At 64.5% G+C, this 25,476-nt stretch carries 21 protein-coding genes; 9 read left to right on the forward strand and 12 right to left on the reverse strand.

Features of this window, described 5'->3' with window-relative positions:
* Window positions 1-88 precede the first annotated feature (88 nt).
* Window positions 89-394 (forward strand): hypothetical protein, encoded by a 306-nt coding sequence (locus H4I97_RS12855; protein WP_182305047.1) that lies wholly within the window; start codon window positions 89-91, stop codon window positions 392-394.
* Window positions 395-564: 170 nt separating this feature from the next.
* A complete protein-coding gene (locus H4I97_RS12860; protein ID WP_182307640.1) occupies window positions 565-1,371 on the forward strand; it encodes a sulfite exporter TauE/SafE family protein in 807 nt (268 codons plus the stop codon).
* A gap of 39 nt (window positions 1,372-1,410) precedes the next feature.
* Here the strand turns inward: H4I97_RS12860 and H4I97_RS12865 are convergent, their stop codons facing one another.
* Window positions 1,411-2,661, reverse strand: a complete 1,251-nt coding sequence (locus H4I97_RS12865; protein WP_182305049.1) for a class I SAM-dependent RNA methyltransferase — start codon at window positions 2,659-2,661, stop codon at window positions 1,411-1,413.
* The gene (locus tag H4I97_RS12870) at window positions 2,658-3,407 is read right to left on the reverse strand and encodes a TlyA family RNA methyltransferase (RefSeq protein WP_244658646.1); all 750 of its coding nucleotides are present in this window, start codon (window positions 3,405-3,407) and stop codon (window positions 2,658-2,660) included. The genes H4I97_RS12865 and H4I97_RS12870 overlap by 4 nt, the downstream gene beginning before the upstream one ends.
* A gap of 164 nt (window positions 3,408-3,571) precedes the next feature.
* Here H4I97_RS12870 and H4I97_RS12875 point away from each other — a divergent pair, with 164 nt between their 5' ends.
* Both H4I97_RS12875 and H4I97_RS12880 read left to right on the forward strand, forming a co-directional pair.
* Window positions 3,572-4,570, forward strand: a complete 999-nt coding sequence (locus H4I97_RS12875; protein WP_182305050.1) for a DUF4424 domain-containing protein — start codon at window positions 3,572-3,574, stop codon at window positions 4,568-4,570.
* Window positions 4,571-4,796: 226 nt separating this feature from the next.
* Entirely contained in the window at window positions 4,797-6,779 is a 1,983-nt protein-coding gene (locus tag H4I97_RS12880; RefSeq protein WP_182305052.1) for a methyl-accepting chemotaxis protein, read from the forward strand.
* A gap of 84 nt (window positions 6,780-6,863) precedes the next feature.
* Here the strand turns inward: H4I97_RS12880 and dxs are convergent, their stop codons facing one another.
* Window positions 6,864-8,783: a 1-deoxy-D-xylulose-5-phosphate synthase gene (gene dxs / locus H4I97_RS12885; RefSeq protein WP_182305054.1), complete on the reverse strand. Its 1,920-nt coding sequence runs from the start codon at window positions 8,781-8,783 to the stop codon at window positions 6,864-6,866.
* A 111-nt stretch (window positions 8,784-8,894) separates the two neighbouring features.
* Window positions 8,895-9,821, reverse strand: coding sequence for a pirin family protein (locus tag H4I97_RS12890; protein ID WP_182305055.1), 927 nt, complete (start codon window positions 9,819-9,821; stop codon window positions 8,895-8,897).
* 229 nt (window positions 9,822-10,050) lie between these two features.
* Between H4I97_RS12890 and H4I97_RS12895 the strand changes: the two genes are divergently transcribed.
* Window positions 10,051-11,943 carry a PhoX family protein gene (locus H4I97_RS12895; protein ID WP_182305057.1) on the forward strand — a complete coding sequence of 631 codons (1,893 nt, stop codon included), beginning with the start codon at window positions 10,051-10,053 and terminating at the stop codon, window positions 11,941-11,943.
* Window positions 11,944-12,270: 327 nt separating this feature from the next.
* Here H4I97_RS12895 and H4I97_RS12900 read toward each other — a convergent pair whose 3' ends face one another.
* The 3 genes from H4I97_RS12900 to H4I97_RS12910 form a co-directional block, all read right to left on the reverse strand.
* The gene (locus tag H4I97_RS12900) at window positions 12,271-12,696 is read right to left on the reverse strand and encodes a BA14K family protein (RefSeq protein WP_182305059.1); all 426 of its coding nucleotides are present in this window, start codon (window positions 12,694-12,696) and stop codon (window positions 12,271-12,273) included.
* Window positions 12,697-12,887: 191 nt separating this feature from the next.
* Window positions 12,888-13,973 (reverse strand): FAD-binding oxidoreductase, encoded by a 1,086-nt coding sequence (locus tag H4I97_RS12905; RefSeq protein ID WP_182305061.1) that lies wholly within the window; start codon window positions 13,971-13,973, stop codon window positions 12,888-12,890.
* Between the two features lies 1 nt (window position 13,974).
* Window positions 13,975-15,219 carry an aromatic ring-hydroxylating oxygenase subunit alpha gene (locus H4I97_RS12910; protein WP_182305062.1) on the reverse strand — a complete coding sequence of 415 codons (1,245 nt, stop codon included), beginning with the start codon at window positions 15,217-15,219 and terminating at the stop codon, window positions 13,975-13,977.
* A gap of 407 nt (window positions 15,220-15,626) precedes the next feature.
* Between H4I97_RS12910 and H4I97_RS12915 the strand changes: the two genes are divergently transcribed.
* Window positions 15,627-16,229, forward strand: a complete 603-nt coding sequence (locus tag H4I97_RS12915; protein ID WP_182305064.1) for a DUF6656 family protein — start codon at window positions 15,627-15,629, stop codon at window positions 16,227-16,229.
* 22 nt (window positions 16,230-16,251) lie between these two features.
* Here the strand turns inward: H4I97_RS12915 and H4I97_RS12920 are convergent, their stop codons facing one another.
* Complete coding sequence (locus H4I97_RS12920) at window positions 16,252-17,337, reverse strand: GGDEF domain-containing protein (RefSeq protein WP_182305066.1); 1,086 nt, start codon at window positions 17,335-17,337, stop codon at window positions 16,252-16,254.
* Window positions 17,338-17,567: 230 nt separating this feature from the next.
* On the opposite strand from H4I97_RS12920, the gene H4I97_RS12925 reads away from it, so the two are divergent.
* Genes H4I97_RS12925 through H4I97_RS12935 form a run of 3 tightly spaced genes read left to right on the forward strand, consistent with a single transcriptional unit; the run spans window position 17,568 to window position 20,365 of the window.
* Window positions 17,568-18,545, forward strand: a complete 978-nt coding sequence (locus H4I97_RS12925) for an L-threonylcarbamoyladenylate synthase (RefSeq protein WP_182305067.1) — start codon at window positions 17,568-17,570, stop codon at window positions 18,543-18,545.
* 15 nt (window positions 18,546-18,560) lie between these two features.
* Window positions 18,561-19,985: an FAD-binding oxidoreductase gene (locus tag H4I97_RS12930; RefSeq protein ID WP_182305070.1), complete on the forward strand. Its 1,425-nt coding sequence runs from the start codon at window positions 18,561-18,563 to the stop codon at window positions 19,983-19,985.
* A complete protein-coding gene (locus tag H4I97_RS12935; protein WP_182305071.1) occupies window positions 19,982-20,365 on the forward strand; it encodes a winged helix-turn-helix domain-containing protein in 384 nt (127 codons plus the stop codon). The genes H4I97_RS12930 and H4I97_RS12935 overlap by 4 nt, the downstream gene beginning before the upstream one ends.
* Window positions 20,366-20,393: 28 nt before the next feature.
* Here the strand turns inward: H4I97_RS12935 and modC are convergent, their stop codons facing one another.
* From modC to H4I97_RS12955, 4 genes are all read right to left on the reverse strand, one after another.
* Window positions 20,394-21,479, reverse strand: a complete 1,086-nt coding sequence (gene modC, locus H4I97_RS12940) for a molybdenum ABC transporter ATP-binding protein (RefSeq protein WP_182305073.1) — start codon at window positions 21,477-21,479, stop codon at window positions 20,394-20,396.
* A complete protein-coding gene (gene modB, locus H4I97_RS12945; protein WP_244658781.1) occupies window positions 21,476-22,138 on the reverse strand; it encodes a molybdate ABC transporter permease subunit in 663 nt (220 codons plus the stop codon). Before modB ends, modC begins: the two co-directional genes overlap by 4 nt.
* Before the next feature lie 54 nt (window positions 22,139-22,192).
* Entirely contained in the window at window positions 22,193-22,987 is a 795-nt protein-coding gene (gene modA, locus H4I97_RS12950) for a molybdate ABC transporter substrate-binding protein (RefSeq protein ID WP_182305077.1), read from the reverse strand.
* A 108-nt stretch (window positions 22,988-23,095) separates the two neighbouring features.
* Complete coding sequence (locus tag H4I97_RS12955) at window positions 23,096-25,282, reverse strand: DUF1217 domain-containing protein (protein ID WP_182305079.1); 2,187 nt, start codon at window positions 25,280-25,282, stop codon at window positions 23,096-23,098.
* Window positions 25,283-25,476 lie beyond the last annotated feature (194 nt).

Below are 25,476 nucleotides of genomic sequence, written 5' to 3' on the forward strand. Positions count from 1 at the left end.
GCAGTCGGCAAGACCACATTCTCGCCTCTTCGCGCTTCTTTAATTCCTGACGGCTAAAAGAACGAGCATCACAGCTGGAGGATAACCGATGCGCGCGATGATCCTGTGCCTGGCTCTTGTCCTGACGGCGGGAACCGCCGTTTCGGGGCCCTTTGCAACCGAGGACGGCCTGCTTCACATGGTGCAGGACGAAGGTTCGGCAACAATCAACAGCGAGTCCCGCAGGCCGGCGCCTCCTCCGGGAATGCGGCCGCAGCGCTTCTACTGCGTGATCGATCCACCGGCGAGCGCCGAGACCGACGACAAGTGGTCCTGCCCCGCAAGACCGGGCCGCGTCGGCGGCCGCTGCCGCTGCGCAGGCATGGTCGGAAGCGGCACGCTCTACGCTTACTAAGCCCGGATCAGTGCCAGACGAGGTCGCGAAGACCTCGACATGCTGCGTCCAGAGGAACTGGTCGACCGGTGACGGCGCCTAAGCCGGCCAGGTCCGACACGGTTCCGTCTGGTTGCCTGGCGGCACAGCCTTCTGTCCATCACGAAATATCTATGCATATATCTCGGGTCATGAGTGACGCCGCCAACACATCGATCGTCCGAAACCGTCCGGCCGCTTTTGGCGCGGGAGCCATCATCGGCACCCTCGGAGGCTTGATCGGCCTTGGAGGCGCGGAGTTTCGCCTGCCGCTGCTGATTGGTGTGTTCAACTTCGCGGCTCTGGAAGCGGTTATTCTCAATAAGGCGATGAGCCTTGTGGTGGTCGCAACCGCCCTGCCATTCCGTGCGGGAACCGTGTCCTTCGGCACGATTGCCGACAACTGGACGATCGGCGTCAACCTGCTTGCCGGCAGCCTTCTCGGTGCGTGGTTCGGTGCTGGCTGGGCGATGCGCCTGAAATCCGAGACACTGCACAGGGTCATTGCGGGCATGCTCGTTGCAATCGCCGTCGTGCTGGTTCTCGGGCATGACGCAACGGCCGGGCATGCCGTATTGACGGGACTGGCGCAACTCGTCGCCGGCGTCGTGGCGGGCTTCGTCATCGGCATTGTTGCGGCGCTGCTCGGCGTGGCGGGAGGCGAGTTGCTGATCCCGAGCCTGATCTTGTTGTTTGGTGCCGATATCAAACTCGCGGGAAGCCTGTCCCTCGCGGTCAGTCTTCCGACAATGCTCGTCGGCTTCATGCGTTACAGCCGCGATCAGAGCTTTTCCGTATTGGGCCGCAACAAGGCTTTTCTTTTCGTCATGGCGGCAGGGTCGATCATCGGTACCTTCGTCGGCGGCCTGCTGCTGGGTATCGTTCCGAACGGCGTGCTCCTGCCGACGCTGGCCGTGATCCTGCTGATCTCGGCCGTGAAAGTCTGGCGGCATTCCTGACGCAGACGAGTCCTCGAGACTCGTATGTCCGCGCTGCCGTCAGCGCCTGACGAGGGTCGCGACGACCTCGACATGCGGCGTCCAGAGGAACTGGTCGATCGGGGTCACGCCGGTGATCGCATAGCCGCCCCCGACGAGAATTGCGAGATCGCGGGCGAGCGACAGCGGATTGCAGCTCACCGCCACCACCTTTTTCACCGCCGAGCGGGCCAGTTCCTTGCATTGCTCTTCCGCCCCGGCCCGGGGCGGGTCGAAGACGACGGCGTCGAAGGTCTTCAGTTCCGAGACCATCAGCGGCCGGCGGAAGAGGTCACGCTTTTCGACCGAAACGGGCTTCAAACCCTGCGTGTTGCGGCCGGCATGATCGAGCGCCTTCAGCGCCTTCTCGTCGGATTCCACGGCATGCACCTGGGCGGTACGCGCGAGCCGCAGCGCGAAGGTGCCGACACCGGCGAAGAGATCGGCGACGCGCTTCGCCTTGCCGACATGGTCGAGCACAAGCCTCGCCATCGCCTCCTCGGCGGCAACCGTCGCCTGGGTGAAGGCGCCGGGCGGCGGAGCAACCCTGATGCCGGAGAAATCGAGAAGCGGCTTCTGCGGCTCGATCACGATCTCGCCATTGACCGAGACGCGGGCGATGCCGCGAAGCTTCAGCACGGCCTCCGTCACGTCGCGGCGCTGGCGGTCTGAAAGCTGTTTGACGCCGTCGATCGCGACGTCGAGGCCGGTGAGGCTCTCGATCACCGTGATGCGGAAGGCATCGGCACCCGCGGCAGCAAGGCCGATCGTGCGCACCGCCTCCAGCCGCGCGAAAATGCCGGCCGAAATGACCGGACATTCCTCGATCGGCACGATGTGATGGCTTTCGGCCTGGTTGAAGCCGACGAGCAGGCCCTTCTCCGTGCGGCGGGCGGCGAAGACGACGCGCCGGCGTTCTCCGGCCTCCGCCTCGACGAGCGGGCCGACCTCCGGCTCCAGGCCCTTCGACTTCAGCGCCGCGATCACCAGCGAGCGCTTGAAGGCGCCATAGGCCGGCCGCGCAAGATGCTGCAGCGAACAGCCGCCGCAACTGCCGCCCACCCCTTCCGGGCCGAAATGGCGACAGGCAGGCTGGACGCGGTCCGGCGAGGCGACACTGGTCGACATCACCGTGCCGTGGTTCTTCACCCGCGCGATCGCGACGGTTTCGCCGGGAAGGGCAAAGGGCACGTAGATCGGGCCGGCGGAGCCGTGGGCGATGCCGTCGCCCTGGGCGCCGAGACTGGTGATGGTGACGGTTTCGGTGCTCATGGTTTGCGCCCTGCGAGGAGGAATTCCTGGTTGCCGTCACCGCCGGCGATCGGAGAGGCAATGAGACCGAGGCTCTGCCAGCCGATGTCCTCGACGAGCCAGCGCTCGAGTTCGGCGGCAACCGCCGGTGCCGAGGCCGGATCCTTCAAGAGGCCGGCCTTGCTGATCGCATCGCGCCCCGCCTCGAACTGCGGCTTGACCAGCAGCAGGCAGTGGCTACCCGGCTCCGCCAAGTCGAGCGCCGGCGGCAGGGCGAGCTTCAGCGAGATGAAGGAGACATCTGAAACGACGAAGGAGATCGGCCGGTCGCCGATATCCTCGCTTTCGAGATAGCGGGCGTTGAGCCCCTCGATATTGGTGACGCGGGGATCGGCGGCGACGCGGGGGTGCATCTGGTCGTGGCCGACGTCGATAGCCGTCACATGGGCAGCGCCCCGCTTCAGCAGCACTTCGGTGAAGCCGCCGGTGGAGGCGCCGACATCGAGGCATTCCTGTCCCGATGGGTCGAGACCGAAATGATCGAGGCCGGCGACGAGCTTCAGCGCCGCGCGAGAGACATAGTCCTGCGCCGGATCGTCAATCTCGATCGTCACGTCTGTTGAAAAGACAAGGCTCGGCTTGGTGACGACCTTGCCGTCGACCTTGACGGTGCCGCGCTGGATCGCATCGCGCGCCCGCGAGCGGCTGGCGACGATATCGAGGGCGACCAGCAACTGGTCGAGGCGTTGGGGATCGGTTGTGGTCATGCGGCTGTCCATGGCCCGCAAAGCAGGCCGTGGCAAGCCTTTTGTTCCGCAGCACCTCTCCGTCTTCCGTCGAGGGGCTTTTTTTGGTGCCATCGTCCGGGTCATTGACCGTTCCCGGAATCGGTCGCTAACTGTGGCCAGCCCGACGCAGAAGGATTCTCGCGATGAAGAAAGCTCTCCTGGTTCTCCTTTCGAGTGTCGCTGTCGCGCCGGCGGCGATCGCCAACGACACGATGGCGGAACTGAAAGCCGGCGGCCTCGTCTACGTGCAGACGACTGAGGTCTCCATGGAAAGCGAAGACCTCTTTATCTCGCCGGACAAGGTGACCGTCGACTATGTCTTCCGCAACGGCTCCGACAAGGACGTCGAATCCTACATCGCCTTCCCGATGCCCGACATCACGACCGGCCCCGCCGCCAACATAGCGATCGGCGACACGCAGTCCGACAACTTCCTCGGCTTCGTCGTGAAGCAGGACGGCGAGGAGATCACGCCGGAGTTGCAGCAGCGCGTCTACGCGATGGGGATCGACATGACCGACGAGGTGAAGGCGCGCGGCGTCTCCCTCCTGCCCTTCAGCGACGCGACTTATGCGGCCCTCGAAAAGCTTCCCCCGGACGTGCTTTCCGACTGGACGGCGCGCGGCCTCGTCTTCGACGACGCCTACGACGCGGGCAAGGGCTGGGAGCACCATCCGATGCCGCTCTGGACGCTGAAGTCCGCCTACTGGTGGAAGACGACCTTCCCCGCGGGCAAGGAGGTGCGCGTCCATCACGAATACAGGCCCGGTGTCGGCGGCACCGCCGGCCTCTCCTTCATCCAGGACGGAAAGCCGGGCTACAGCTACGAGGAATACCTCAAGAAGTACTGCATCGACAGTGCCTTCATGAAGACGGCGGCCAAGCTCGAAAAGGCGGCCAACGACCAGACCGGTCCTTATTTCATGGAGAGCTGGATCTCCTACGTGCTCACCACCGGGGCGAACTGGGGTGGGTCGATCAAGCATTTCAAGCTGACCGTCGACAAGGGAAGCCCGAAGAATTACGTCAGCTTCTGTGGCGAAGGCGTCCGGAAGGTCGGCCCGACCACGTTCGAGATGACGGCCGAGGACTTCTACCCGCAAAAGGACCTCGATTTTCTGCTGCTGGTGCCTTCCGAGTAATTCTTTTTTCGCTGGATTTCGGTTCCGTCAATTTCATCAGCGCTTGCTAACGGATTGTAAGGGTAATCCGTTACAGGGTGGGCCGATCGTCGGTTCCGCCCGTGTCTTACGCGCGCCATGAAGGCTGCGCGCTGGCGAAGGCCCGATCATGCCCTCCCGCAAGCCGATCCGGCCGGGCCGAGCGCCCGCCTGCCGACCGACATTCGAGCGTGAAAGACCCTTTGGCATGTCCATAAAGAACTTGTCGCTGAGTAAAAAACTGATCGTGACCTTCATGGCGATCATGGCCGGGTGCTTCGTCGCCTCCGCCATCGTCTTCCTGCAGGCCTGGCACGCCAAGCTCGCCTCCCAGGAGCAGGAGCGTGCCGAACAGATCCTCGCCTCCGTGGACAACGCACTGGAATCCATGCTGGAGCAGGCGGTGAACCAGCGCGGTTACCTGCTGTTCCGCAGCGAGAGCACCTATAACGACGTCTTTGCAAATCGCGAACGCATGCTGAAGTCGATCGCCGAGGCCGAGACCCTCGCCGCAGGCGACGCAGGCCTGGTCGCGTCGCTCGGCGCAATGAAAAAGGCGGCAGACGTCTTCCATACCCAGCTGACCGAGCCGCAACTCGCCGCCCGCAAGAACACCGAGGCACCGATATCCGAAATCATCGAGATCGGCCGCAATGCCTCCAAGGGACAGCTCGATGCCTTCCGCGAGGCGGCGGCGAGCATCAAGCAGCAGGTCGTCGCGATGCTCGAGGCGAAGCGGGCCGAACAGGCCAGCGCCCACAGCGACATCCAGATGGCGCTGATCCTCGGCAGCGCGGTTGCCGGCGGCATGGCCGTCGCGCTGATCTGGCTGCTCGCCCGCTCGATTGTCACCCCGATCGTCGGCATGACCGCAGCGATGACGCGGCTCGCCGAGGGCGATCACGACATCGAAGTGCCGGCACTCGACCGCGGCGACGAAGTCGGCCAGATGGCGAAGGCCGTCGTCGTCTTCAAGGACGCCGCCGTCGAGAAGCTGCGCCTTTCCGGAGAGACCGAGGCGATGCGCCTGCGCTCTGAAGAGGAACGCCGCGCCGCGGAAGCGGAGAAGGCCCGCGAGACCGAAGAAATCGCCTTTGCGATGGACAAGCTTGCAGCCGGTCTGACGGCGCTTTCCGAGGGCAATGTTGCCTACCGAATCCGCAACGCGTTCGCGCCGCGGCTCGATCCGCTCCGCATCGACTTCAACAACTCGCTCGAAAAACTGCAGGGTGCGCTCCGCTCGGTCGGTGAGAACGCCGCGGCGATCAATGCGGGTGCAGCGGAAATCCGCGCTGCCGCCGACGACCTCGCCAAGCGCACCGAACAACAGGCCGCTTCGGTCGAGGAGACCGCAGCCGCCCTCGAACAGGTGACCACGACGGTGAAGGATACCGCCATGCGGGCCGAAAACGCTGGCGAACTCGTCGCCCGTACCCGCAGCGGGGCGGAACGTTCCGGTACCGTCGTCCGCAATGCGGTCGCCGCGATGAACGAGATCGAGAAGTCTTCCGGCGAAATCGGCAACATCATCGGCGTCATCGAGGACATCGCCTTCCAGACCAACCTGCTCGCCCTCAACGCCGGGGTCGAGGCCGCCCGCGCCGGTGATGCCGGCAAGGGCTTCGCCGTCGTCGCCCAGGAAGTGCGCGAGCTCGCCCAGCGCTCGGCCAATGCGGCGAAGGAGATCAAGTCGTTGATCTCCACCTCGAGCGCCCATGTCGGAACCGGCGTCGCGCTGGTCGGCGAGACCGGCTCGGAGCTGGAAAAGATCGTCGTCGCCGTCCAGGACATCAGCCAGCACGTCGCGGCGATCGTGACGGCGAGCCGCGAACAGGCGACCGGCCTGCAGGAGATCAACACCGCCGTCAACCTGATGGACCAGGGCACACAGCAGAATGCCGCCATGGTCGAGCAGCAGACCGCCGCCAGCCATTCGCTCGCGACGGAAGCCACCTCGCTGAACAGCCTTCTTGCGCAGTTCACGCTCGCCGAAACCGGCGAGCGTGAACTGCGCGCCGCCTCTCCCTCCGCCGCATCACGGTCGGCGGGTCGCCGTCCGGCGCCTCAGGCGGCAACGGAAGGCAGCGGCCCCGCCGCGTCCCCTGCCCGGGCGCTCGCGAACCGCGTCGCCGGCGCCTTCGGCGGCGGCTCGTCTTCGGCGGCCGTCAAGCAGGAATGGTCGGAGTTCTGACCGTCTCCGCGACGTCATGAAGAAGGCCCGGACCGCCGCCGCGATCCGGGCCTTTTCTTTTGGAGTAAAAGAGGGTGCCGGCGTTCAGCCCGCGGCGTTCACGCCGAAACCCTTCTGGCCGAGCGCGCGGAACACCGTCTCGACGATGCCGCGACTGTCGAGGCCGGCCTTCTCATACATCGCCTCGGGCTTGCCTTGCTCCATCCACACGTCGGGAAGCACGAGGGAACGGATCTTGAGACCGTGATCGAGCAGGCCCTCGCCCGAAAGGAAGTGCAGCACCTGGCTGCCGAAGCCTCCGGCGGCCCCTTCCTCGACGGTCACCAGCACCGCATGCTCGCGGGCGAGCCGGCGGATGAGGTCGTGATCGAGAGGTTTGGCGAAGCGGGCGTCCGCCACCGTCGTCGGAAGTCCGGCGGCGTCGAGGTCCTCGGCTGCGAGCAGACATTCCGCAAGGCGCGTGCCGAACGAGAGAAGGGCGATCTTGGTGCCTTCCTTGACGATCCGGCCCTTGCCGATCTCCAGGATGGAGCCGCGTTCGGGCAGTTGCACGCCGACCCCCTCACCGCGCGGATAGCGGAAGGAGATCGGGCCTTCGTCGTAAGCTGCGGCCGTGCGCACCATGTGCTTCAGCTCCGCCTCGTCGGCGGCGGCCATGACCACGAAACCGGGAAGCGAGGAGAGGAAGCCGGTGTCGAATGAGCCGGCATGGGTCGGCCCGTCGGCGCCGACGAGGCCGGCGCGGTCGATCGGGAAGCGCACCGGCAATCTCTGGATCGCCACGTCGTGAACGACCTGGTCGTAGGCGCGCTGCAGGAAGGTGGAATAGATCGCGCAGAAGGGTTTGAAGCCTTCCGCCGCAAGACCCGCGGCGAAGGTGACGGCGTGCTGCTCGGCAATGCCGACGTCGAAGGTGCGGTGAGGGAAGGCTTCCTGCAGCTTGTCGATGCCGGTGCCGGAGGGCATCGCCGCGGTGATCCCGACGATCTTCTCGTCAAGGGTCGCCTCCTGCACCAGCGTTTCGCCGAACACGGCGGTATAGCTCGGTGCGTTCGGCTTCGCCTTGGCCTGCGTGCCGGTGATGATGTCGAACTTGTTGACGCCGTGATACTTGTCGGCGGCCGCTTCCGCCGGAGCGTAGCCCTTGCCCTTCTGGGTCACGACATGGATCAGCACCGGACCCCTGCCGTTGTCGCGGACATTGCGCAGCACCGGCAGAAGGTGCTCGAAAGAATGCCCGTCGATCGGGCCGATATGGTAGAAGCCCATCTCCTCGAACATGGTACCGCCGGTCACGTAGCCGCGGGCATGTTCGACCGCACGGGTAAGCGCCCGGTCGACGCTCTTGCCGAGATAGGCCGTCAGTTTCTTGCCGAAGTCGCGGAAGCCCATATAGGTGCGGCCGGAGGCGAGCCTTGCCAGATAGGCGCTCATCGCGCCGGTCGGCGGCGCGATCGACATGTCGTTGTCGTTCAGGATGACGATCAGCCGGGCGTCCAGTGCGCCGGCATTGTTGAGCGCCTCGTAGGCCATGCCGGCCGACATCGCGCCGTCGCCGATCACCGCGATGACGTTGCGATCGGTATGGCTAAGTTCGGCAGCGACCGCCATGCCGAGGCCGGCCGAGATCGAGGTCGAGGAGTGTGCGGCGCCGAACGGATCGTATTCGCTCTCGGCCCGACGGGTAAAGCCGGAAAGGCCACCCTCCTGCCGCAGCGTGCGGATGCGGTCACGCCGGCCGGTGAGGATCTTGTGGGGATAGCACTGGTGTCCGACGTCGAAGATCAGCCGGTCGTGCGGCGTGTTGAAAACCTTGTGGATCGCGATCGTCAGCTCGACGACACCGAGGCCGGCGCCCAGGTGTCCGCCGGTCTTCGACACTGCGTCGATCATTTCGTCGCGGACCTCGCGGGCAAGCTGCGGCAGGTCGCGGTCTTCCAGTTCACGCAGGTCCGTCGGCAGCTTCACCTTGTCGAGCAAGGGGGTCTCGGGCAGCGATGTCACGGGCTCAGGCCTCATTCTTCTTATGTCTTCGGTTCAAGGGTCCTGCGCCCCAGGCGGAAATTTCCGGCCCGGCAACACCGCAGAACGGCCCATGCCTCCCTTATATAGAAGTTAACGACGCTCGGGCAAAGGGACAAACTCGTCTTCGTCGCCGGGAACAATGTCGAATCTGCCGGTACGCCATTCCTCCTTGGCCTTTTCGATGCGTTCCTTCGACGAGGAAACGAAGTTCCACCAGACGTGACGCGGGGAAGCAAGCGGAGCGCCACCGAAAAGCATGACGTGACAACCGTCGACCCCTCCCTTCAGCGTGATCGCGTCGCCGGGGCGGAAAACCAGCAACTGGTCGGCGCCGAAACGATCGCCGGCGATCTCCACCTCCCCGGACAGGACATAAGCGGCGCGCTCCTCGTGGCCGGCATCGAACGGGAAAGTGGCGCCGGGCACGAGCGCCAGGTCGACATAGAGCGTGTCGGAGAAGACCCCGACCGGCGAGGCCATGCCGGAAAGACTGCCGATCACCACCCGCCCGCTGGCGCCGTGGTCGTCAAAGACGGGCATCGCGTCACGCCCGGTATGGGCGAATGCGGGGTCGATCTCCTCCTTCTCGTCGGGAAGAGCGATCCAGGTCTGCAGGCCGGAAATCGAGAGCGGGCTGCCACGCAGGTTTTCCGGCGTGCGTTCGGAATGGACGATCCCCCTGCCCGCCGTCATCAGGTTGATGTCGCCGGGACGGATGACGAGCGTCGTCCCGAGGCTGTCGCGGTGCTTGATCTCGCCGTCGAAGAGATAGGTGACGGTCGAGAGGCCGATATGCGGATGCGGGCGCACGTCGAGCGCCTCGCCCGCCTTCAGCACGGCCGGGCCCATGCGGTCGAAAAAGATGAAGGGGCCGACCAGACGTCGTTTGGCCGAGGGCAGCGCACGACGCACGGCAAGCCCGCCGATGTCGCTGGTCCGTGGAATGATGAGATGTTCGATGGCGTCGCAGGCCGGCGCGTCGCCGGCGGCTGGGTCGATTCCGGGAAAGAACGACATGGAGGTCTCCGATCGATTGGCTTTTGCCAACTTAGTTATCATCGGCACGGGATGACAGGGAAAATCCGGTACACCCGCGGGATCTGCGGGTGACACACCGTTCAGCCCGTGGACAATTGAAGAAATGGCGCAGCTTCCACAGGCCCGGGCGGGCCCGTCACAGAACTGTAACGGCAGCCCGTTAACCCGCAGTTCGGATATTCCAACAGCGTCAGCACAGGAGCAAACCATGACCGACGTCGACACCAGCAAGCTGTCTTGGGACGAATGGGACGAACTGCAGAACCCGCCGCCGGCCGAAACCGATTTCGACCGGGTCGTCGAGCGGGCGATCTCGCGCCGCGGTTTCCTCGGCGGCGTGCTCGTCCTCGGTTCGGCCGCCGCCGCCATGGGCACGCTCGGCAACCTGATGAGCTCGACCTCGGCGCAGGCCCAGGAAGCGGCCTCGCGCTTTCAGTTCAAGCCGGTTCCGATCGCCACCGACAACACGGTCCATGTTCCGGAAGGCTACAGCTGGCAGCCGCTCGCCAAATGGGGCCAGCCGCTGTTTTCCAACGTTCCGGACGTCGATCCGGCGAAGGGCGTCAGCCTCGAAAACTCCGACAAGGTCTTCGGCGAGAATACCGACGGGATGGAGCTCTTCGTCATCGGCGGCCATCAGGTGATCGCCATCAATCATGAATACGTGAACCCGGAAACCAACCTGCCGCACACCGAAAAAGGCGTGCCGCAGTCGGCCGACGACGTGAAGATCCTGCAGAACATGCAGGGCGTGACGGTCATGGAAGTCGCCGAGGGCGAAAGCGGCTGGCAGATCGTGCTCGACAGCCCGTTCAACCGCCGCATCCACCACAACACGCCAATGAAGCTTTCGGGCCCAGCCGCCGGTTCCGAACTCGTCAAGACGGCCGCCGATCCGAACGGCACCGACTGTCTCGGCACCTTCAACAACTGCGGCGCCGGCCGTACGCCGTGGGGCACCTATCTGACCTGCGAGGAGAACTTCAACGGCTATTTCGGCTCGACGGATGCGAACTTCGCCCTGCCGGAGGACTATGCCCGGTACGGCATCACGGCCGAGACCCGCTACGCCTACGAAAAGTTCGACGAGCGCTTCGATGTCTCGAAGAACCCCAACGAGCCGCGCCGCGCCGGCTACGTGGTCGAGATCGACCCGTCGAGCGCCACGTCGACCCCGGTAAAGCGCACCGCCCTCGGCCGCATCAAGCACGAGAATGCCGCCGTGGTGATTGCCCGCGACGGGCGCGTGGTCGTCTACATGGGCGACGACGAGCGTGGCGAGTTCCTCTACAAATACGTCTCGAACGGCATCTACGTTCCGGGCGGCGATACCTCCAAGCTGCTCGACGAGGGCACGCTTTTCGTCGCGAAGTTCGCCGATGACGGAACCGGCGAATGGCTGGCGCTGACGCCGGAGACGACCGGCATGAAGATGGACGAGATCTGCGTCTTCACCCGTCAGGCCGCCTCCAAGGTCGGCGCCACGACGATGGACCGTCCGGAATGGGTGGCGATCAATCCGGTTGCCATCGAGGCCTATTGCGCACTGACCAACAACAGCAAGCGCGGCATCAAGAAGAATGCCGGTGGCGACGAGATGCCGGTCGGTGGCCCGAACCCGCGCGAGAAGAACGAGTACGGGCAGATCGTCCGCTGGTATCCGGAAAACGACGATCATGCCGACGGCAAGTTCAAGTGGGACCTGTTCTGCATGGCCGGCAATCCGGACGTTCACAAGGACGCCTATGCCGGCTCCTCCAACATCAACGCCGGCAACATGTTCAACTCGCCGGACGGCATGATGTTCGATACGACCGGCCTTCTCTGGATCCAGACGGACGGCGAGGATTCGAACGAGGGCGACTTCGCCGGTCAGGGCAACAACCAGATGCTCGCGGGCGATCCGGCCACCGGCCGCATCGAGCGCTTCCTGACCGCACCGAAGGGTTCGGAAGTCACCGGCCAGACCTGGTCGGCCGACAAGCGCACGCACTTCGTCGGCATCCAGCATCCCGACGCGCCCTTCCCGGACGGCGAAGGTAAGCTGCCGCGCTCGACCGTCATCGCGATCAAGCGCGACGACAACGCGATGATCGGCTGACGGACACGCTCACCGCTTGCGGAGGGGCATCGGCTCGGGCCGGTGCCCCTTTTCCGTTTTGCCGGGAACCGCAGCGAGGGCCTGCGACAACTTACGGCGCAAGCTCAAGCCTACCGTCATGCCGGCCTCGGAGCCGGCATCCAGCGCGATCAAGCCCTTGATCGCAAAAGTTTCATCCACGGCGCGGACGCACCGTGACTGGATGCCGGATCAAGTCCGGCATGACGGAGGATGTGGAACCGCACAGGTCACGGCAACCTTTGTCCATCAACGAAAGATGCCCGGCCGAAGCCGGGCATCTTTATGCCTCTTGCAGGTGCCGTTGGCTCAATAGTAAGGCGAGACGCACTGGCGGCGCGGCCCGTGATACGGCTGGAAGGTGTTCGAATACGGGTCATACGACCGGTAACGAGCCTCGCACCACCGGTAATGCCTGGGGCTGAGACCCGTACGCGCCCGCGGCGGCGGGGCGGCCAGCGCGCCGCCGATCACCAGACCGGCACCAAATGCTGCCAGCGGAAACCAATAGCCGTTGTGATAGCGATAGCCCGGACGCGGGTGTCGATAACCGCGATAGCCACGGTAATAGTAGGGCGGGTAGTAGTGGCGGTGTCTGGCCTGGATCACATCGCCCGAGGTTTCGACCTTCGGCGCAGGGACCGGGACGGTGACCGCCTCGGCGGGAGTATAGACGCCCATTGTCAGGGCGGAGGCCAGGGCCAGCGCGGCCCAGCGTTTAACTGTCGTCTTCATGACACTTACTCCATCCTAATTCTTGCAGAACATGGTACCACAATTTCGCCCGGCACGCGAAAGCGTAGTATTGTCGCAACAAGATACCCGTCAGGATAGAAAAGGCATCCTGAACGACGCATGAATGCGCGTTCTGCCACCCGGACGCCGGGAAAACGTCCGGGGAGCCATGTTGTTCCGGAGCGACGCCGTCATGCCTCGATCTCGACGTCCCCTTTCGGGCGCGAGCAACAGGCGAGCACATATCCCTCGTCGATCTCGTCGTCGAGAATGCCGCCGTTGTGGTTCATCTCCACCTCACCGGAAAGCTTCATCACCTTGCAGGTGCCACAGAGTCCGGATTCGCAGGCCGCACCGATGCGCACGCCTGCAGCACGGGCCGCCTGCAGGAGGGTGTGACCCGGCTCGCAGGCGCCCTCCTTGCCGGACATCGCGAAGGTGACTTTCGTCGGTGCGGCTTCCCCCGAGGGATCGGCGACCACCACCGGCGGCTCCGGCTTCACCGGCTGGAAGGTTTCCTCATGATAGTTCTTCATTTCGAAGCCGGCGCTGGCGAGTGATTCCCGCACCGTCGCCATGAACGGCTCGGGTCCGCAGCAGAAGACGGTGCGGTCGAGGAAATCGGGAGCAAGCAGCGCGATCTTCGCCTTGTCGATCCGCCCCTTGAGGCCGGACCAGAGCTGGCCGCGGGCGGCCTGCCGGACGACGAAGCCGAGGGAGAGGTTCTCCATCTCGCGGGCCTTGGCCTCGAGCTCCGCACGGAAGATGATGTCGTCCGGCGTGCGGGCACAGTGCACGAAGGCGATGTCGCTGTCGGGCGACCGGTCGCCCAGGTCGCGCGTCATCGACATCATCGGCGTGATGCCGGAACCGGCCGAGATGAAGAGATATTTGCGGCCGGGATGGCGAACATAGGAAAAATCGCCGAGCGGGCCGATCGCCGTCAGCACCATGCCGGGCTTCAGGTGGTCGAACATCCAGCGTGTACCGATGGAGCCCGCCTGCGCCTTCACCGTGACCGCGACCGTATAGGGCCGCGACGGGCTGGAGGAGAGCGTATAGGTGCGCAGCACCGGCTCCGGGCCGACCGGCAGTTCGAGCGTGACGAACTGGCCGGGCAGGTAACGGAACCAGAGACCGGAACGGTCCGGCCGGAAGGTGAAGGTCATCACGTCCGGCGATTCGGGCGTGACGGCGACACAGGCGAGCCTGTGCTCCCGGTCTGACCAGGGGCGCATCTCGTCGACATGGCGGTAATTCGGGACGGAGATGTTCATATCAGGCGACCGCGGAAAGGGGGGCTTCGCGACCCTGGAGGCGGTCGACCATGAAATTCGAATACCACTCGACGAACTGCATGACACCGCCCTCGTGATCCAACGAATAGGGCCCCGGCTCATAGGCCGGCGAGCGGATACCGAAGGCGTTTTCCTCGACGATCGCCCGGTCCTGGTCGTTGGTCATCGTCCAGACATGGGTCAGTGTATCGAGATCGTAATCCACCCCTTCCACGGCGTCCTTGTTGACCAGCCAGGTCGTGGTGACGGCGGTCTCCTCTGCCGACAGCGGCAGCACGCGGAAGGAGATCGCGTGGTCGCCGAGAATGTGGTTCCAGGTCGTCGGATAGTGGAAGAGCAGCATGGTGCCGACATGGCTGACGGGCACGTCGGCGGAGAGCGGCCGACGAACGGCCGGCTTGCCGCTCAGCGTGTAGCTTTCGGCTTCCTGGATCAGCGGCATACGGGCGACGCGGAACTGTCCCGTCGGGTCCATCCGGAATTCGCTCGGCAGGCCGGCAGCCTCGCAGCGCGCCCAGTGTTCGGCGATGAAGGGATCGTCCTTGGCGCCCTGTACGCCCGTCGCGGTCGGCGCTTCCGGATAGGTACGGCAGAGCTCCGGATGGTTGCCGGCGCAATGGTAACATTCGCGGTTGTTCTCCCAGACGAGCTTCCAGTTGCCCTTCTCGATGATCGTGCTGCGATGGGCGACCTTCGCCTCCCATAGCCGATGAGGCTTCAGGTAGGGCTCGATGGCCGCCCGCATAGGTGCGAAATCCGGCGCCTCGTCGGCGAGGCAGACGAAGACGTAACCGCCGACGCTTTCGCAATGGACGGTTTTCAGACCGAACTCGCTCTTGTCGAAGGTCTCGCCCATCTGGCGAGCGAAGACGAGCGACCCGTCGAGATCGTAGGTCCACTGGTGATAGGGGCAGACCAGCTTGGCGGAAGCGCCACGGTCGGAGGTGCAGACGCGGTGACCCCGATGGCGGCATGTGTTGTGGAAGGCGCGGATCGCACCGTCCTTGCCGCGCACGACAACAACCGGATAGTCGCCGATCTGCGCGGTGAAATAGTTGCCGGCGCGCGGGACCTCGCAATCATGACCGATGAACAGCCAGTCGCGATACCAGATCGTCTCCATGTCGAGCTTGAAGTAGTCGGGATCGATGTAGAACGGTTGCGCGAGGCTGAAGCCCTCGCGGCGGTTCTTGAGTTGACGCAACACGGAACTGTGCAGATCCATCGGTGTCCTCGTTCGGCAGGGCGTGGCGGGAAAAACCGGTCGGCGGCCTGTTGAGCAGGGCGCCGTCCTTCGATCATCTAACCACAGCGGTGCGCCTCTGCTGCGCTGCGAAACGACATCGCCTCAAGCAATCACGACATTGCAAATCAGCGCTGAAGACGGGCGAAAATCCTAGCCATAACGCTTTTAAAACAGTTGCTTGGAAAAATGGCATCAGTCCTTTCGAAAGGGCCGATTGGCGCAAATCGACAAGTGCACGGCGGCGTGAAACAGGGTGGCCACAAGCTCGCGGCGGACGACGGCGCAAGCCTCGCATAAAGGGCGCAAGCTTCGCGTAAAGAAAGCCCTTCATGATGCCGGTTTGCCGGGGCTTGTTCGGAGCCTCGCCTTGCCACTTAAGTTGGATCATGGCCAAGTTCAGATATTTCGCACTGAAGAAAAGCGACGCACCGCCATCGGCGCTCAAGGCCGTCCACAGCGAGTTCCTGCGCACCGGGCGGATTTCACGACGCCGCGAGGACTGGCTCGCAGAAGAACGTCGCTACCTGACCCACGAGGAGGTGGCCGCGCGCACCGGTCGCAAGCTCGAAGCCGCGGGCGAGACGGCCCACGAGCGGATCAACACCTTCCACCGGTCGATCCGCTTTCCGAAACTCATCTTTCATCGCACGCTCGAGAACCAGCCGCATCTGGGCTACTGCCACGTGACGTCGGCGCGCACCAGCTTCGCCCGCTTTGCCGATGTGAAGTGGGCGTTCTACCTCACCAATTTCTTCGCCGACATCGGCGGCACCGAACAGTTCTTCGAGCGCATCCGACCGGATTTCTCGCGCATGTATTTCGCCGTCGCGATCCAGCCCGATCGGGATAGTCACACGATGGCAATCGACCGCTCGGTTCGCGACAACGGCGTGCTCTTCCGCACCCGGGACCCGAAGGAAGCCCTGAAGAACGTGCTGATGCTGGGCGCCCGCGACGTCGAATTGCGCAAGATCATCGCCGCCCTCTGACGCCGGCAGCGCTCGCGATCGTTCAGCCGCGGAAGCCGCCGACGGACTGTTTCCTGTAGATCAGCCAGTCCTTCGGAACGAAGCCGCCCTCGCCCGCACCATAGACGGTGACGGTGTTGCCGCCCGCAGCTTTTGAGGTTGCGAGTGCCCGTTCCGCATAGCTCGTGAGATCGAAGGCGTTCGGCGCCTGTTCGGAGAAACAGATGCCGAAGGACATCTGCGCCTGGCCGAGCGCGCGGCCGGAGCCGCTGTTGACGACCGCCGTGGAGGCGAGCTTCGTCCGCACCAGATCGACGATACGGCTCACCTCCTCCTGTTCGGAGGTATAGAAGAGCATGCCGAAGCGTGCACCGTCGAAGCGGCAGGCGAGGTCGCCGCCGTTCGTCACCGTCTGCACGATCTTCGACACCTGCTTCAGGAAGCGTTCGGCAACGGCGGCGCCCATCTGTTCGGAAATGCGGCCGTACTCGTCGATCTCGCCGACGGCGAGCCCACAAAGCACCGGCATTCCCGGATTGGCGTAGACCTTGGCAAGCGCCTTGTTGAAGGCGCGCCGGCTTCCAAGCCCCGTCAGGGCGTCGACGAACTTCGCAGTCTCCGCATCTTCCGCTTCGCGCTGCAGGTCGGCGAGGGCCGCCGTCTTGTTGACGACCGCGCGCACCACGGTGCTGTTCTGGGTCGCCCGCTTCTCCGTCGCGACCTTGAGCGCGGTGATCGATTGGCCGAGCTCGACATGGTCGATGTCGCCGTCCGACAGGATCACCCGCGAGGCATCGCCGATCAGACGGCCGTAGTCGGTGAGCGAGACCTTCTCCTCGTTCAGGAGGCTGATGAAGTTGCTGAGTTCGGCGCGGACGTGGCCGTTATGGCGGCTCAGAAGGCCCGCTTCGTGATGGTGCGGCAAGTATTTCCGCCCGAGGGCATCGAGCGCGTCCTGTGTCTTGTTCTTGCCGAGCGCCACGAACTCCCGCACCAGTTCCGGGTTGCTGCCGGCATAGGCCTCGTAAACCAGCTCGTAGTTCCGCGGCAGGCCCTCTATGCCCATCTGGTGCATGGCGGTCGCGACGCGCAGGGCAATACTGGAGGCGGGGTTCTTCGGAGGAAGCATGTCTGTCGTCCCGGCATTTCGAGGCCAATCTGTCGTTGGACAGGACTATAAAAGGCAGAATTCTTTCTTTCGGTTACGCCGATGGATAAAGTTTTAGCGATCCTCCGTCTCAAGGTCCTCCGACCTGTGGACAAAGCCTGCGTGGGCGCCGCCCGCGCCGAAAAAAGAGGTTTGATCCCGGCGTGCAAGACACGCTATGGACGGGGAAACAGGACGTTGCGAGCGCCGACATGGCAAAATGCATTTCAATCGAACCCGCCCGGCAGCAGGCGATCACCGAGGCGGTTGCGATCCTGTCGCGCGGGCTGCCGGTCGCAGTACCGACCGAAACGGTTTACGGACTTGCCGCCGACGCCACCGATCCGGCAGCGATCACCCGCATCTACGAGACCAAGGGACGTCCGCGCTTCAATCCGCTGATCTGCCACATGGCGGACCTTCAGATGGCCGAACGCTACGCCGCCTTCGATCCGGTGTCGCGGAGGCTCGCCGAGCGCTTCTGGCCGGGGCCGCTCACCCTCGTTCTGCCGCTGAAGCCGCAAAGCGGTATCCATCCGCTGGCAACGGCCGGCCTCGATACGGTCGGTGTGCGCGTGCCGCAGGGCTTTGCCGGCGACCTCATCCGCGCCTTCGGCCACCCGCTTGCAGCGCCGAGCGCCAATTCCTCCGGCAAGATCAGCCCGACCGCCGCGCGCCATGTGCTCGACGATCTCGGCGGGCGGATCGAACTCGTGCTTGACGGCGGCCCCTGCCGCGTCGGGGTCGAATCGACCATCGTGTGCGTCGAACCCGACAGGCTGCGCCTCTTGCGTCCCGGCGGCATCGCCGTCGAAGCACTCGAAGAGGCAAGCGGATTGCCGGTGGAACGTCCGGCAGGCGCCGGCGCGGCCATCGAGGCGCCCGGCATGCTCGCCTCCCACTATGCGCCGAACGCCGCAATGCAGCTCGATGCAGAGCGCATCGCACCGGGCGACGCGCTGATCCGCTTCGCCGGTACGCCGGTCGAGGGAGAAGAAGGCGCGAGGCTGGTGCTCGACCTCAGTCCCGACGGCGATCTTGCGGAAGCCGCCGCCCATCTCTTCGACTATATGAAGAAGGCCGATGCGAGCGGGGCGGCGCACATCGCCGTCACGCCGGTTCCGAACCGCGGGCTCGGGGAAGCGATCAACGACCGGCTGAAACGGGCGGCGGCGCCAAGAGAGAGCTAGCGAAGGAGAGGAAAGATGGATTCAGCGAATACCCTCCTGCAGCGTTTCATCGACATCGTTGGCTCCGCCCACGCCCTGACGGCCGCCGCCGACATCGAACCCTATCTCATCGAGGGTCGCGGCCTCTACCACGGCGCCTCCCCGCTCGTCCTCAAGCCGGGTTCGACGGAGGAAGTCGCGGCGATCCTGAAGCTCGCAAGCGCGACCGGCACCCCGATCGTCCCGGCCGGCGGACGCACCGGCCTCGTCGGCGGCCAGGTGCCGCGGGAGGAAAGTCGTGACATCGTGCTCTCGCTCGAACGGATGAACCGCGTCCGCGAGGTGGACACGGTGGGTGACGTGATCGTCGTCGATGGCGGCTGCATCCTCGCCGACGTACAGAAGGCAGCGGAGGCGCACGAGCGGCTCTTCCCGCTCTCCCTCGGATCGGAGGGAAGCTGCCGCATCGGCGGCAATCTCTCGACCAATGCCGGCGGCACGGCCGTGCTCGCCTATGGCAACATGCGCCAGCTCTGCCTCGGCCTTGAAGTCGTATTGCCGACCGGCGAGATCTGGGATGGGCTCCGGCGGCTCAAGAAGGACAACAGCGGCTACGATCTGCGCGACCTCTTCATCGGCGCGGAAGGGACGCTCGGCGTCATCACCGGCGCGGTGCTGAAGCTTTTCCCGAGGCCGCGCGGGCGGCAGGTCGCCTTTGCCGGACTGAAGTCCCCCGCCGACGCGCTGGCTCTGTTCGAGCGTGCCTCGCTTCTCTGCGGCACCGCACTCACCGGCTTCGAGCTGATGCCGCGCATCGGCGTCGAGTTCACCGCGAGGCACATTCCGGGCGTGCGCGATCCGCTCGACACCGCTCATGACTGGTACGCACTGATCGACATCTCGACCTCGGACTCCGCGGAGACCGCCGAGGCAATGATCGCGACGCTGATGGAGCAGGCCTTCGAGGCGGACCTCGTTCAGGACGCCGTGATCGCCGCCTCGCTCGCCCAGCAGGATGCGCTCTGGCACATGCGCGAGAGCATGTCGGAGGCGCAGAAGCCGGAAGGCGGATCGATCAAGCACGACGTGTCGGTGCCGGTCGCGCGGATTCCGCAGTTTCTCGAGGAGGCCGGCGCGGCGGTGCTGGCGGCCATGCCCGGCGCCCGAATCTGCGCCTTCGGCCATCTCGGCGACGGCAACATCCATTATAACATCAGCCAGCCGGTCGGGGCGGACAAGGCGGCCTTCATCGCCCGCTGGCGCGAGATCAACGCCATAGTGCATGCGATCGTTCGAAAGGCGGGCGGGTCTATCTCCGCCGAGCATGGAGTCGGACAGCTGAAGCGCGACGAACTGATCGCCACGCGGCCGGCTATCGAGACGGAGCTGATGGACCGCATCAAGCTCGCCTTCGATCCGGCCGGTATCATGAACCCCGGCAAGATGGTATCTCCACAATGACGGCGCGGCTGACGCTCCGGATCGATCTGCCGAACGGCACACGCCTCGGCCCCGGCAAGGCGCAGCTTCTCGCCAACATCGTCGATCATGGCTCGATCCGCGCCGCAGGTGCGGCCATGGGCATGTCCTATCGCCGCGCCTGGCTGCTCGCCGACGAGATCAACCGCATGTTCAGGGAACCCTCGATCATCACCCGCCACGGCGGAAAAAGCGGCGGCGGGGCCGAGCTGACCCCGTTCGGGGAAAGCCTGCTATCCTGCTGCCGACGCATGGACGAAGAGAGCCGGCGCGCACTCCAGCGTGATCTCGCCTGGGTGGAGGGCGCCCTCGACATGGCCTACCGCCCGCACGGCGCTGCTGACGCTGACGGCGACGACTGACGGGCGGCGCGCAGGCCCTCCATATTCGTCACGCCTGGCGGAACAGGCCCTCGGTGGCGATCGATACCGTCTTGAAGAGAAGGTGCACGGGTTTGCCGGGCGTGAGACCGAGGCCCGCGGCCGAGCGGCGCGTGACTTCGGCGACGAGCCGCTCGCCGTTGCAATCGACCGTCACCATGGCCGAATGGCCGGAATCCGTGAGTGCCACGACATGGCCCGACAGACGATTGAGGGTCGATATGCCGTCCGGAACCGTCGTTGAAAGGACGATCTCGCTGGTCGGCACGAAGACACGGATATGGGTGCCGACCGCCATGTCGGCCTGACGCAGGAAGAGCGGCCCGGCGCGGCTGTCGGCGAGCGTCAGTCCCTCCTCCGGGCTGTGGCCGGTGACGACGGCGTGGAGGAAGTTGCCGGGCTGCAGGGCGCCCGTAGCCGAAGGCACGACGTTCAGTACCTCGTCCGGCGCCCCGATCGCGGTGGCCCGGCCCTGGGCGAGCACGACCACGCGGGTGGCAAGGCGGGCGACCTCCTCGATCGCATGGCTGACATAAAGGATCGGGATGCCGACCTCGTCGCGGATGCGTTCGATGTCCGGGAGGATCGCCGCCTTCCGCTCGTTGTCGAGAGCCGACAGCGGCTCGTCCATAAGCAACAGCCGAGGGCTCGCCATCAGCGCGCGTCCGAGCGCCACACGCTGCTTCTCGCCGCCCGAGAGATTGGCCGGGCGGCGGTCGAGCAGGTTGCCGATGCCGAGCAGGTCGACGACACGCTCCAGCGATTCGCGGCGTTCGGCGGCCGGCGTGAAGCGCCGGGCATAGCCGAGGTTCTGCCGCACTGTGAGATGCGGAAACAACCGTCCCTCCTGGAAGACGTAGCCGATCCGGCGCCGGTGCGGCGGGACAAATATCCGCCTTTCCGCATCGCTCCAGATCTCGCCGTCGAAGGCGATCTGCCCCTCCTGCGGCCTTTCGAGTCCGGCAACGAGATTGACCAGAGTGGTTTTTCCCGAACCGGAGGGACCGAAAAGTGCAGTCAGGCCGGCGCCGATCGAGAGATCGGCGCGGAGCTCGAAGCCGTCGCGGCGATGGCGGACGTCGATGCGCAGTCTCATTGCGCCCCCGTGCCGGCAGCGAGACGACGCGCCAGAAGCTCGGAGGCGATCACCGCGGTGAGCGAGATCACGATCGACACGAGTGTGAGCCGCATCGCCGCGAACTCGCCGCCGGGCACCTGGGTATAGGTGTAGATCGCCGAGGCGAGCGTCTGGGTCTCACCGGGGATGTTGGAGACGAAGGTGATGGTCGCGCCGAACTCGCCCATCGCCTTGGCGAAGGCGAGCACCGCGCCGGCGACGATGCCCGGCACGATCAGCGGCAGGGTCACCGTGACGAAAACCCATGGCCGGCTGGCGCCGAGCGTCGAGGCGGCCGCCTCCAGCCTGCGGTCGACGTTGTCGAGCGAGAGGCGGATCGAGCGCACCAGCAGCGGAAAACCCATGACGCCGGCGGCAAGCGCCGCACCGGTCCAGCGGAAGGAGAAGACGAGGCCGAACCACTGGTCGAGAAAGGCTCCGACCGCCCCCTTGCGACCGAAGGTCAGGAGCAGGAGGTAGCCGGTGACGACGGGCGGCAGGATGAGCGGCAGATAGACGATGCCGTTCAGGAGTGCCTTGCCGAAGAAGTTGCCGCGCGAGAGCAGACAGGCGACCGCCACGCCGACCGGCACGGAAAAGGCCACGGCTGTCGCCGCGACCTTCAGGCTGAGAAGCATGGCCGTCAGTTCTTCCGGCGATAGCGTCACGGCGGCGGGATCCTCGGTCTGCGGTCAATTCGTCCTGGCAAGCACCGTAAAGCCGGCGGCCGTGAAGCGATCATAGGCCTTCGGCGACTGAAGGTAAGAGAGAAATGCCGCCGCATCGGCGTTTTCCGCATCCTTGAGCACGGCGGCCGGATAGACGATCGCCGGATGGCTGTCCTCGGGGAAGCGGTCCACCACCTTCACCTTCGGATCGGCCTTTGCGTCGGTCTCGTAGACGATGCCGAGCGGCGCCTCGGCGCGCGAAACGAGGAGGAGTGCTGCGCGGACATTTTCGGCCTGGGCGACGCGGCCCTTGACGCTCTCCCAGACGCCGAGCTTTTCGAGCGCCGCCTTGCCGTAGACGCCGGCCGGCACGGCATCGGTATTGGCCATGGCGAGATGTCCGTCGCCGAGGGTGCTTGCGAGCGGGAATCCCTTGCCGATCGAAAGCGAGACGGTACTGTCGGACGGGGCGATCAGCACGATCCGGTTGCCGAGCAGGTTCACGCGGCTGCCTTCGGCGACGAGGCCGGCCTTCTCGACATAATCCATCCACTTGAGATCGGCCGAGATGAAGAGGTCGGCGGGGGCTCCTTCCTCGATCTGCTTGGCGAGGGCGGAACTGCCGGCGAAGGAGAGCGTGACCTCCTTGCCGGTCTCCACCTTCCAGTCGGAGGCAATTTCGCCGAGCACATCCTTGAGGCTCGCCGCGGCAAAGACCGTGACGGCATCAGCCGCGGAAGCGGCGAGCGGCGACAGGAATACGGCGCCGGCGACCATCGCGGCACCGAGAAGACGGGATACCCGCGCAAAAACGCTCATTACAAGATCCTCCGACTATCGATATATTCCATTGGATACATCGGTAGCCGATCAGGAACCGCCAGACAAGAGGCTGTTTTCCGTCCCGGGCTTGCGCCCGGCCGTGGATCAGCCGGATTTCAGCGAGGCAATAGACATCAGGAGGTCGCCGCTGATGCCGGCACTGCCGTCGCCGAAAACCGCGAGCACCGGATCGGTCGTGGAATTCTCCATATCGTACATGGCGGTGAAGCGCTGTAACAGGCGCTTGACCTTGTCGGGGTCCTGCAGATCGGCGAGGTCGAGGTTTTTCTTGACGATCTTCGCCTGCACGTCGACGTCCATGCTGGAAAATTCGGACGGGAAGCCGTAGGTCACGCGGAAGACCTCGAGCAGCGCGCTGTCGGCAATGAGCCCGTAGGCGTCGGTGAGCGTCGGCGCCATGCGCTGGAAATAGAGGGCGAGACGCACACCCTGGTTGCTCTCTCCCTCGCTCTGCTCGAGGCTCTGCCGCAGATATTTGTGGGCGGTCTCGAGTGCCGTGCCACGCTGCTGCACGGTCCCGACGGTTTCGCGCGTCAGGTTGCCGTCGCCGTCGAAGTTGAAGGAGGCCAGAAGCTCGGTCCAGTTCTCGTCGGTCTGCTGGTTGACGAAGCTCTTCTTGTCTTCGAGGTCGGACGTGAAAATCTGTTTCAGGAACGCGTCGGAAACCTTCGCCGGATCGAAGCCGTAGGCGCCGAGCACGACATCCATCAGCCGCCTGTCGGCGAGGAGATCGCCGACAGTGTGAACGGTCTGGATCTTCTCCTGATAGTATTTGGTCTCCGCCTCGGCCGCCGTCTTCGCCTTTGTCTTGTCGTCGCCTTCGAGGAAGCGAATCTTGTTGATGATGTAGTCCTTGGCGGTACGGGTGATGGTCAGCTGGTTCTGCGCCAGGAGCGGCACGGACGCGTCGCCGTTGCCATCGAAATTGAAAGCCTCGGCAAGTTTCACCAGGCGCTCGTCGCGGGACCTGTTGGCATAGCTCTTCGGATCGGTGATGTCGCTGGTCAGCACCTTGCGCAGTTCCGCATCGGTGAACTCCCCGGATTCGATCCCGAAGGGCTTGAGCAGGATCGGACGCAGGGCGGCGTTTCCGAGCAGGACGTCGACATCGGTAAGGTCCGAAAGCTTCTTCTTGTAGTAGTCGATCATGCTGTCCATCCGCTCGACGTCCTTGTCGTCGTAGAAGGTTGCATAAGCCGAATTCGTCTCGATGAGCTGGACGTCCTGCTGGGCAGCATAGCCGGCCTTGACGTTGCCGGCCGTATCGAAATTGAACTTCTGGGCGACCGCCACCCAGGCCGCTCCGCCGTTGGTGACGGCATAATTGTTCGGGTCGGTGAGATCGCTGGTGACGATCGACTTGAAGACCGACGAGGTCATGCCGACATCGAACTGGAAGGCCGTCTTTACATAGTCGAAGAGGCGCTGGTCCGAGGTGAGTTCGCTGACAGAGGTGATCGTCGCCATCTTGGCGGCGTAATATTTCTTCTCCCGCGCCAGCGTGTACTCTGACACGTAGCTCTGCGTTCCGTCGACATAGAGGTAGACGGTCGACTCCTTCTGGTCCGCCGTCTGGGCGGTGGCGGCCGACAGGCTGCCGTCGGCATTGAAGTTGAAGGCCTGTGCCATCTTGAGAAACGCGGCCGAGTTGGCGGCGTTGTTGGTGACGAGCTGATTGACGTAGCTGTTCGGGTCGGACGTGTCGCTCGTCAGGATTTTGACGAAGTGATCGTTGGTGTAATAGCCGCGGTCGATGCCGTAGGCTTCCAGGACATAGTTGAAGAGCCGCTTCGACTTGACCAGCTGGTCGGCACTAGTGACCGTATCGATCGCCGTCTCGTAGTATTTCGTCTCGGCCTCGACGTCGCCGGCGAGATCGACCTGGGCCTGTTTGTAGCCGTCGACGATCGCCGTCTCCTGCGCATTCGTCTGGACATCCTTGATCTGGCCGACGAACTGGAAGGCGAGCGCGAAATTCCGGTAGCGCTCGTCGGTGAGCTTGTTCGCATAGCTCTCGGAGTCGTTGAGGTCGCTTTCCAGCACCTTCTTCATGAAGGCCTTGGCGTAGGTCATGTCTTCGAGACCGTAAGCCTTCATCGCATAGCTGTAGAGCCGGTAGTCGTCGAGGAACTCGTCGACCGACGTCACCTTGTCGATGTTGTCCTTGTAATAGGCGGAAAGCCGTTCCGTCTCGGCATCAGAAGCGACGCGATTGAGACTCGACTTCAGATCCCTGACGACGAGATCGTAGCTGAGATAGGTGGAAACCACGGCGCAACTCCCGGACGAGAACACTGGCGCGGCCACCATGCATGTCGAGGCTTGCCCCGGGCTTTTGACGCACCAGCGGCCGGCGGGCGCGTTCATCATCTCGAAACCCTGAGCCGTTGGACTTCGCTAACCATCTGAGGATGCAAAGTTTTCTTAACCGCAATTTTTAAGTTGCCCGGAAGGGGGCGCGACTA

The organism is Ciceribacter thiooxidans (assembly GCF_014126615.1).
Lineage (GTDB): Bacteria > Pseudomonadota > Alphaproteobacteria > Rhizobiales > Rhizobiaceae > Allorhizobium > Allorhizobium thiooxidans.

Excerpts from the sequence above, each read along its gene's own strand:
- H4I97_RS12920 (WP_182305066.1), bottom strand. The coding sequence starts at position 17,337 with ATGCTTCCTCCGAAGAACCCCGCCTCCAGTATTGCCCTGCGCGTCGCG.
- H4I97_RS12870 (WP_244658646.1), bottom strand. The coding sequence starts at position 3,407 with ATGACCACAACCGATCCCCAACGCCTCGACCAGTTGCTGGTCGCCCTC.
- H4I97_RS12880 (WP_182305052.1), top strand. The coding sequence starts at position 4,797 with ATGTCCATAAAGAACTTGTCGCTGAGTAAAAAACTGATCGTGACCTTC.
- H4I97_RS12890 (WP_182305055.1), bottom strand. The coding sequence starts at position 9,821 with ATGTCGTTCTTTCCCGGAATCGACCCAGCCGCCGGCGACGCGCCGGCC.
- H4I97_RS12860 (WP_182307640.1), top strand. The coding sequence starts at position 565 with ATGAGTGACGCCGCCAACACATCGATCGTCCGAAACCGTCCGGCCGCT.
- H4I97_RS12905 (WP_182305061.1), bottom strand. The coding sequence starts at position 13,973 with ATGAACATCTCCGTCCCGAATTACCGCCATGTCGACGAGATGCGCCCC.
- H4I97_RS12865 (WP_182305049.1), bottom strand. The coding sequence starts at position 2,661 with ATGAGCACCGAAACCGTCACCATCACCAGTCTCGGCGCCCAGGGCGAC.
- H4I97_RS12930 (WP_182305070.1), top strand. The coding sequence starts at position 18,561 with ATGGATTCAGCGAATACCCTCCTGCAGCGTTTCATCGACATCGTTGGC.
- H4I97_RS12900 (WP_182305059.1), bottom strand. The coding sequence starts at position 12,696 with ATGAAGACGACAGTTAAACGCTGGGCCGCGCTGGCCCTGGCCTCCGCC.
- H4I97_RS12915 (WP_182305064.1), top strand. The coding sequence starts at position 15,627 with ATGGCCAAGTTCAGATATTTCGCACTGAAGAAAAGCGACGCACCGCCA.
- H4I97_RS12935 (WP_182305071.1), top strand. The coding sequence starts at position 19,982 with ATGACGGCGCGGCTGACGCTCCGGATCGATCTGCCGAACGGCACACGC.
- H4I97_RS12895 (WP_182305057.1), top strand. The coding sequence starts at position 10,051 with ATGACCGACGTCGACACCAGCAAGCTGTCTTGGGACGAATGGGACGAA.
- modB (WP_244658781.1), bottom strand. The coding sequence starts at position 22,138 with ATGCTTCTCAGCCTGAAGGTCGCGGCGACAGCCGTGGCCTTTTCCGTG.
- H4I97_RS12910 (WP_182305062.1), bottom strand. The coding sequence starts at position 15,219 with ATGGATCTGCACAGTTCCGTGTTGCGTCAACTCAAGAACCGCCGCGAG.
- H4I97_RS12875 (WP_182305050.1), top strand. The coding sequence starts at position 3,572 with ATGAAGAAAGCTCTCCTGGTTCTCCTTTCGAGTGTCGCTGTCGCGCCG.
- H4I97_RS12925 (WP_182305067.1), top strand. The coding sequence starts at position 17,568 with ATGGCAAAATGCATTTCAATCGAACCCGCCCGGCAGCAGGCGATCACC.
- modC (WP_182305073.1), bottom strand. The coding sequence starts at position 21,479 with ATGAGACTGCGCATCGACGTCCGCCATCGCCGCGACGGCTTCGAGCTC.
- H4I97_RS12855 (WP_182305047.1), top strand. The coding sequence starts at position 89 with ATGCGCGCGATGATCCTGTGCCTGGCTCTTGTCCTGACGGCGGGAACC.
- modA (WP_182305077.1), bottom strand. The coding sequence starts at position 22,987 with ATGAGCGTTTTTGCGCGGGTATCCCGTCTTCTCGGTGCCGCGATGGTC.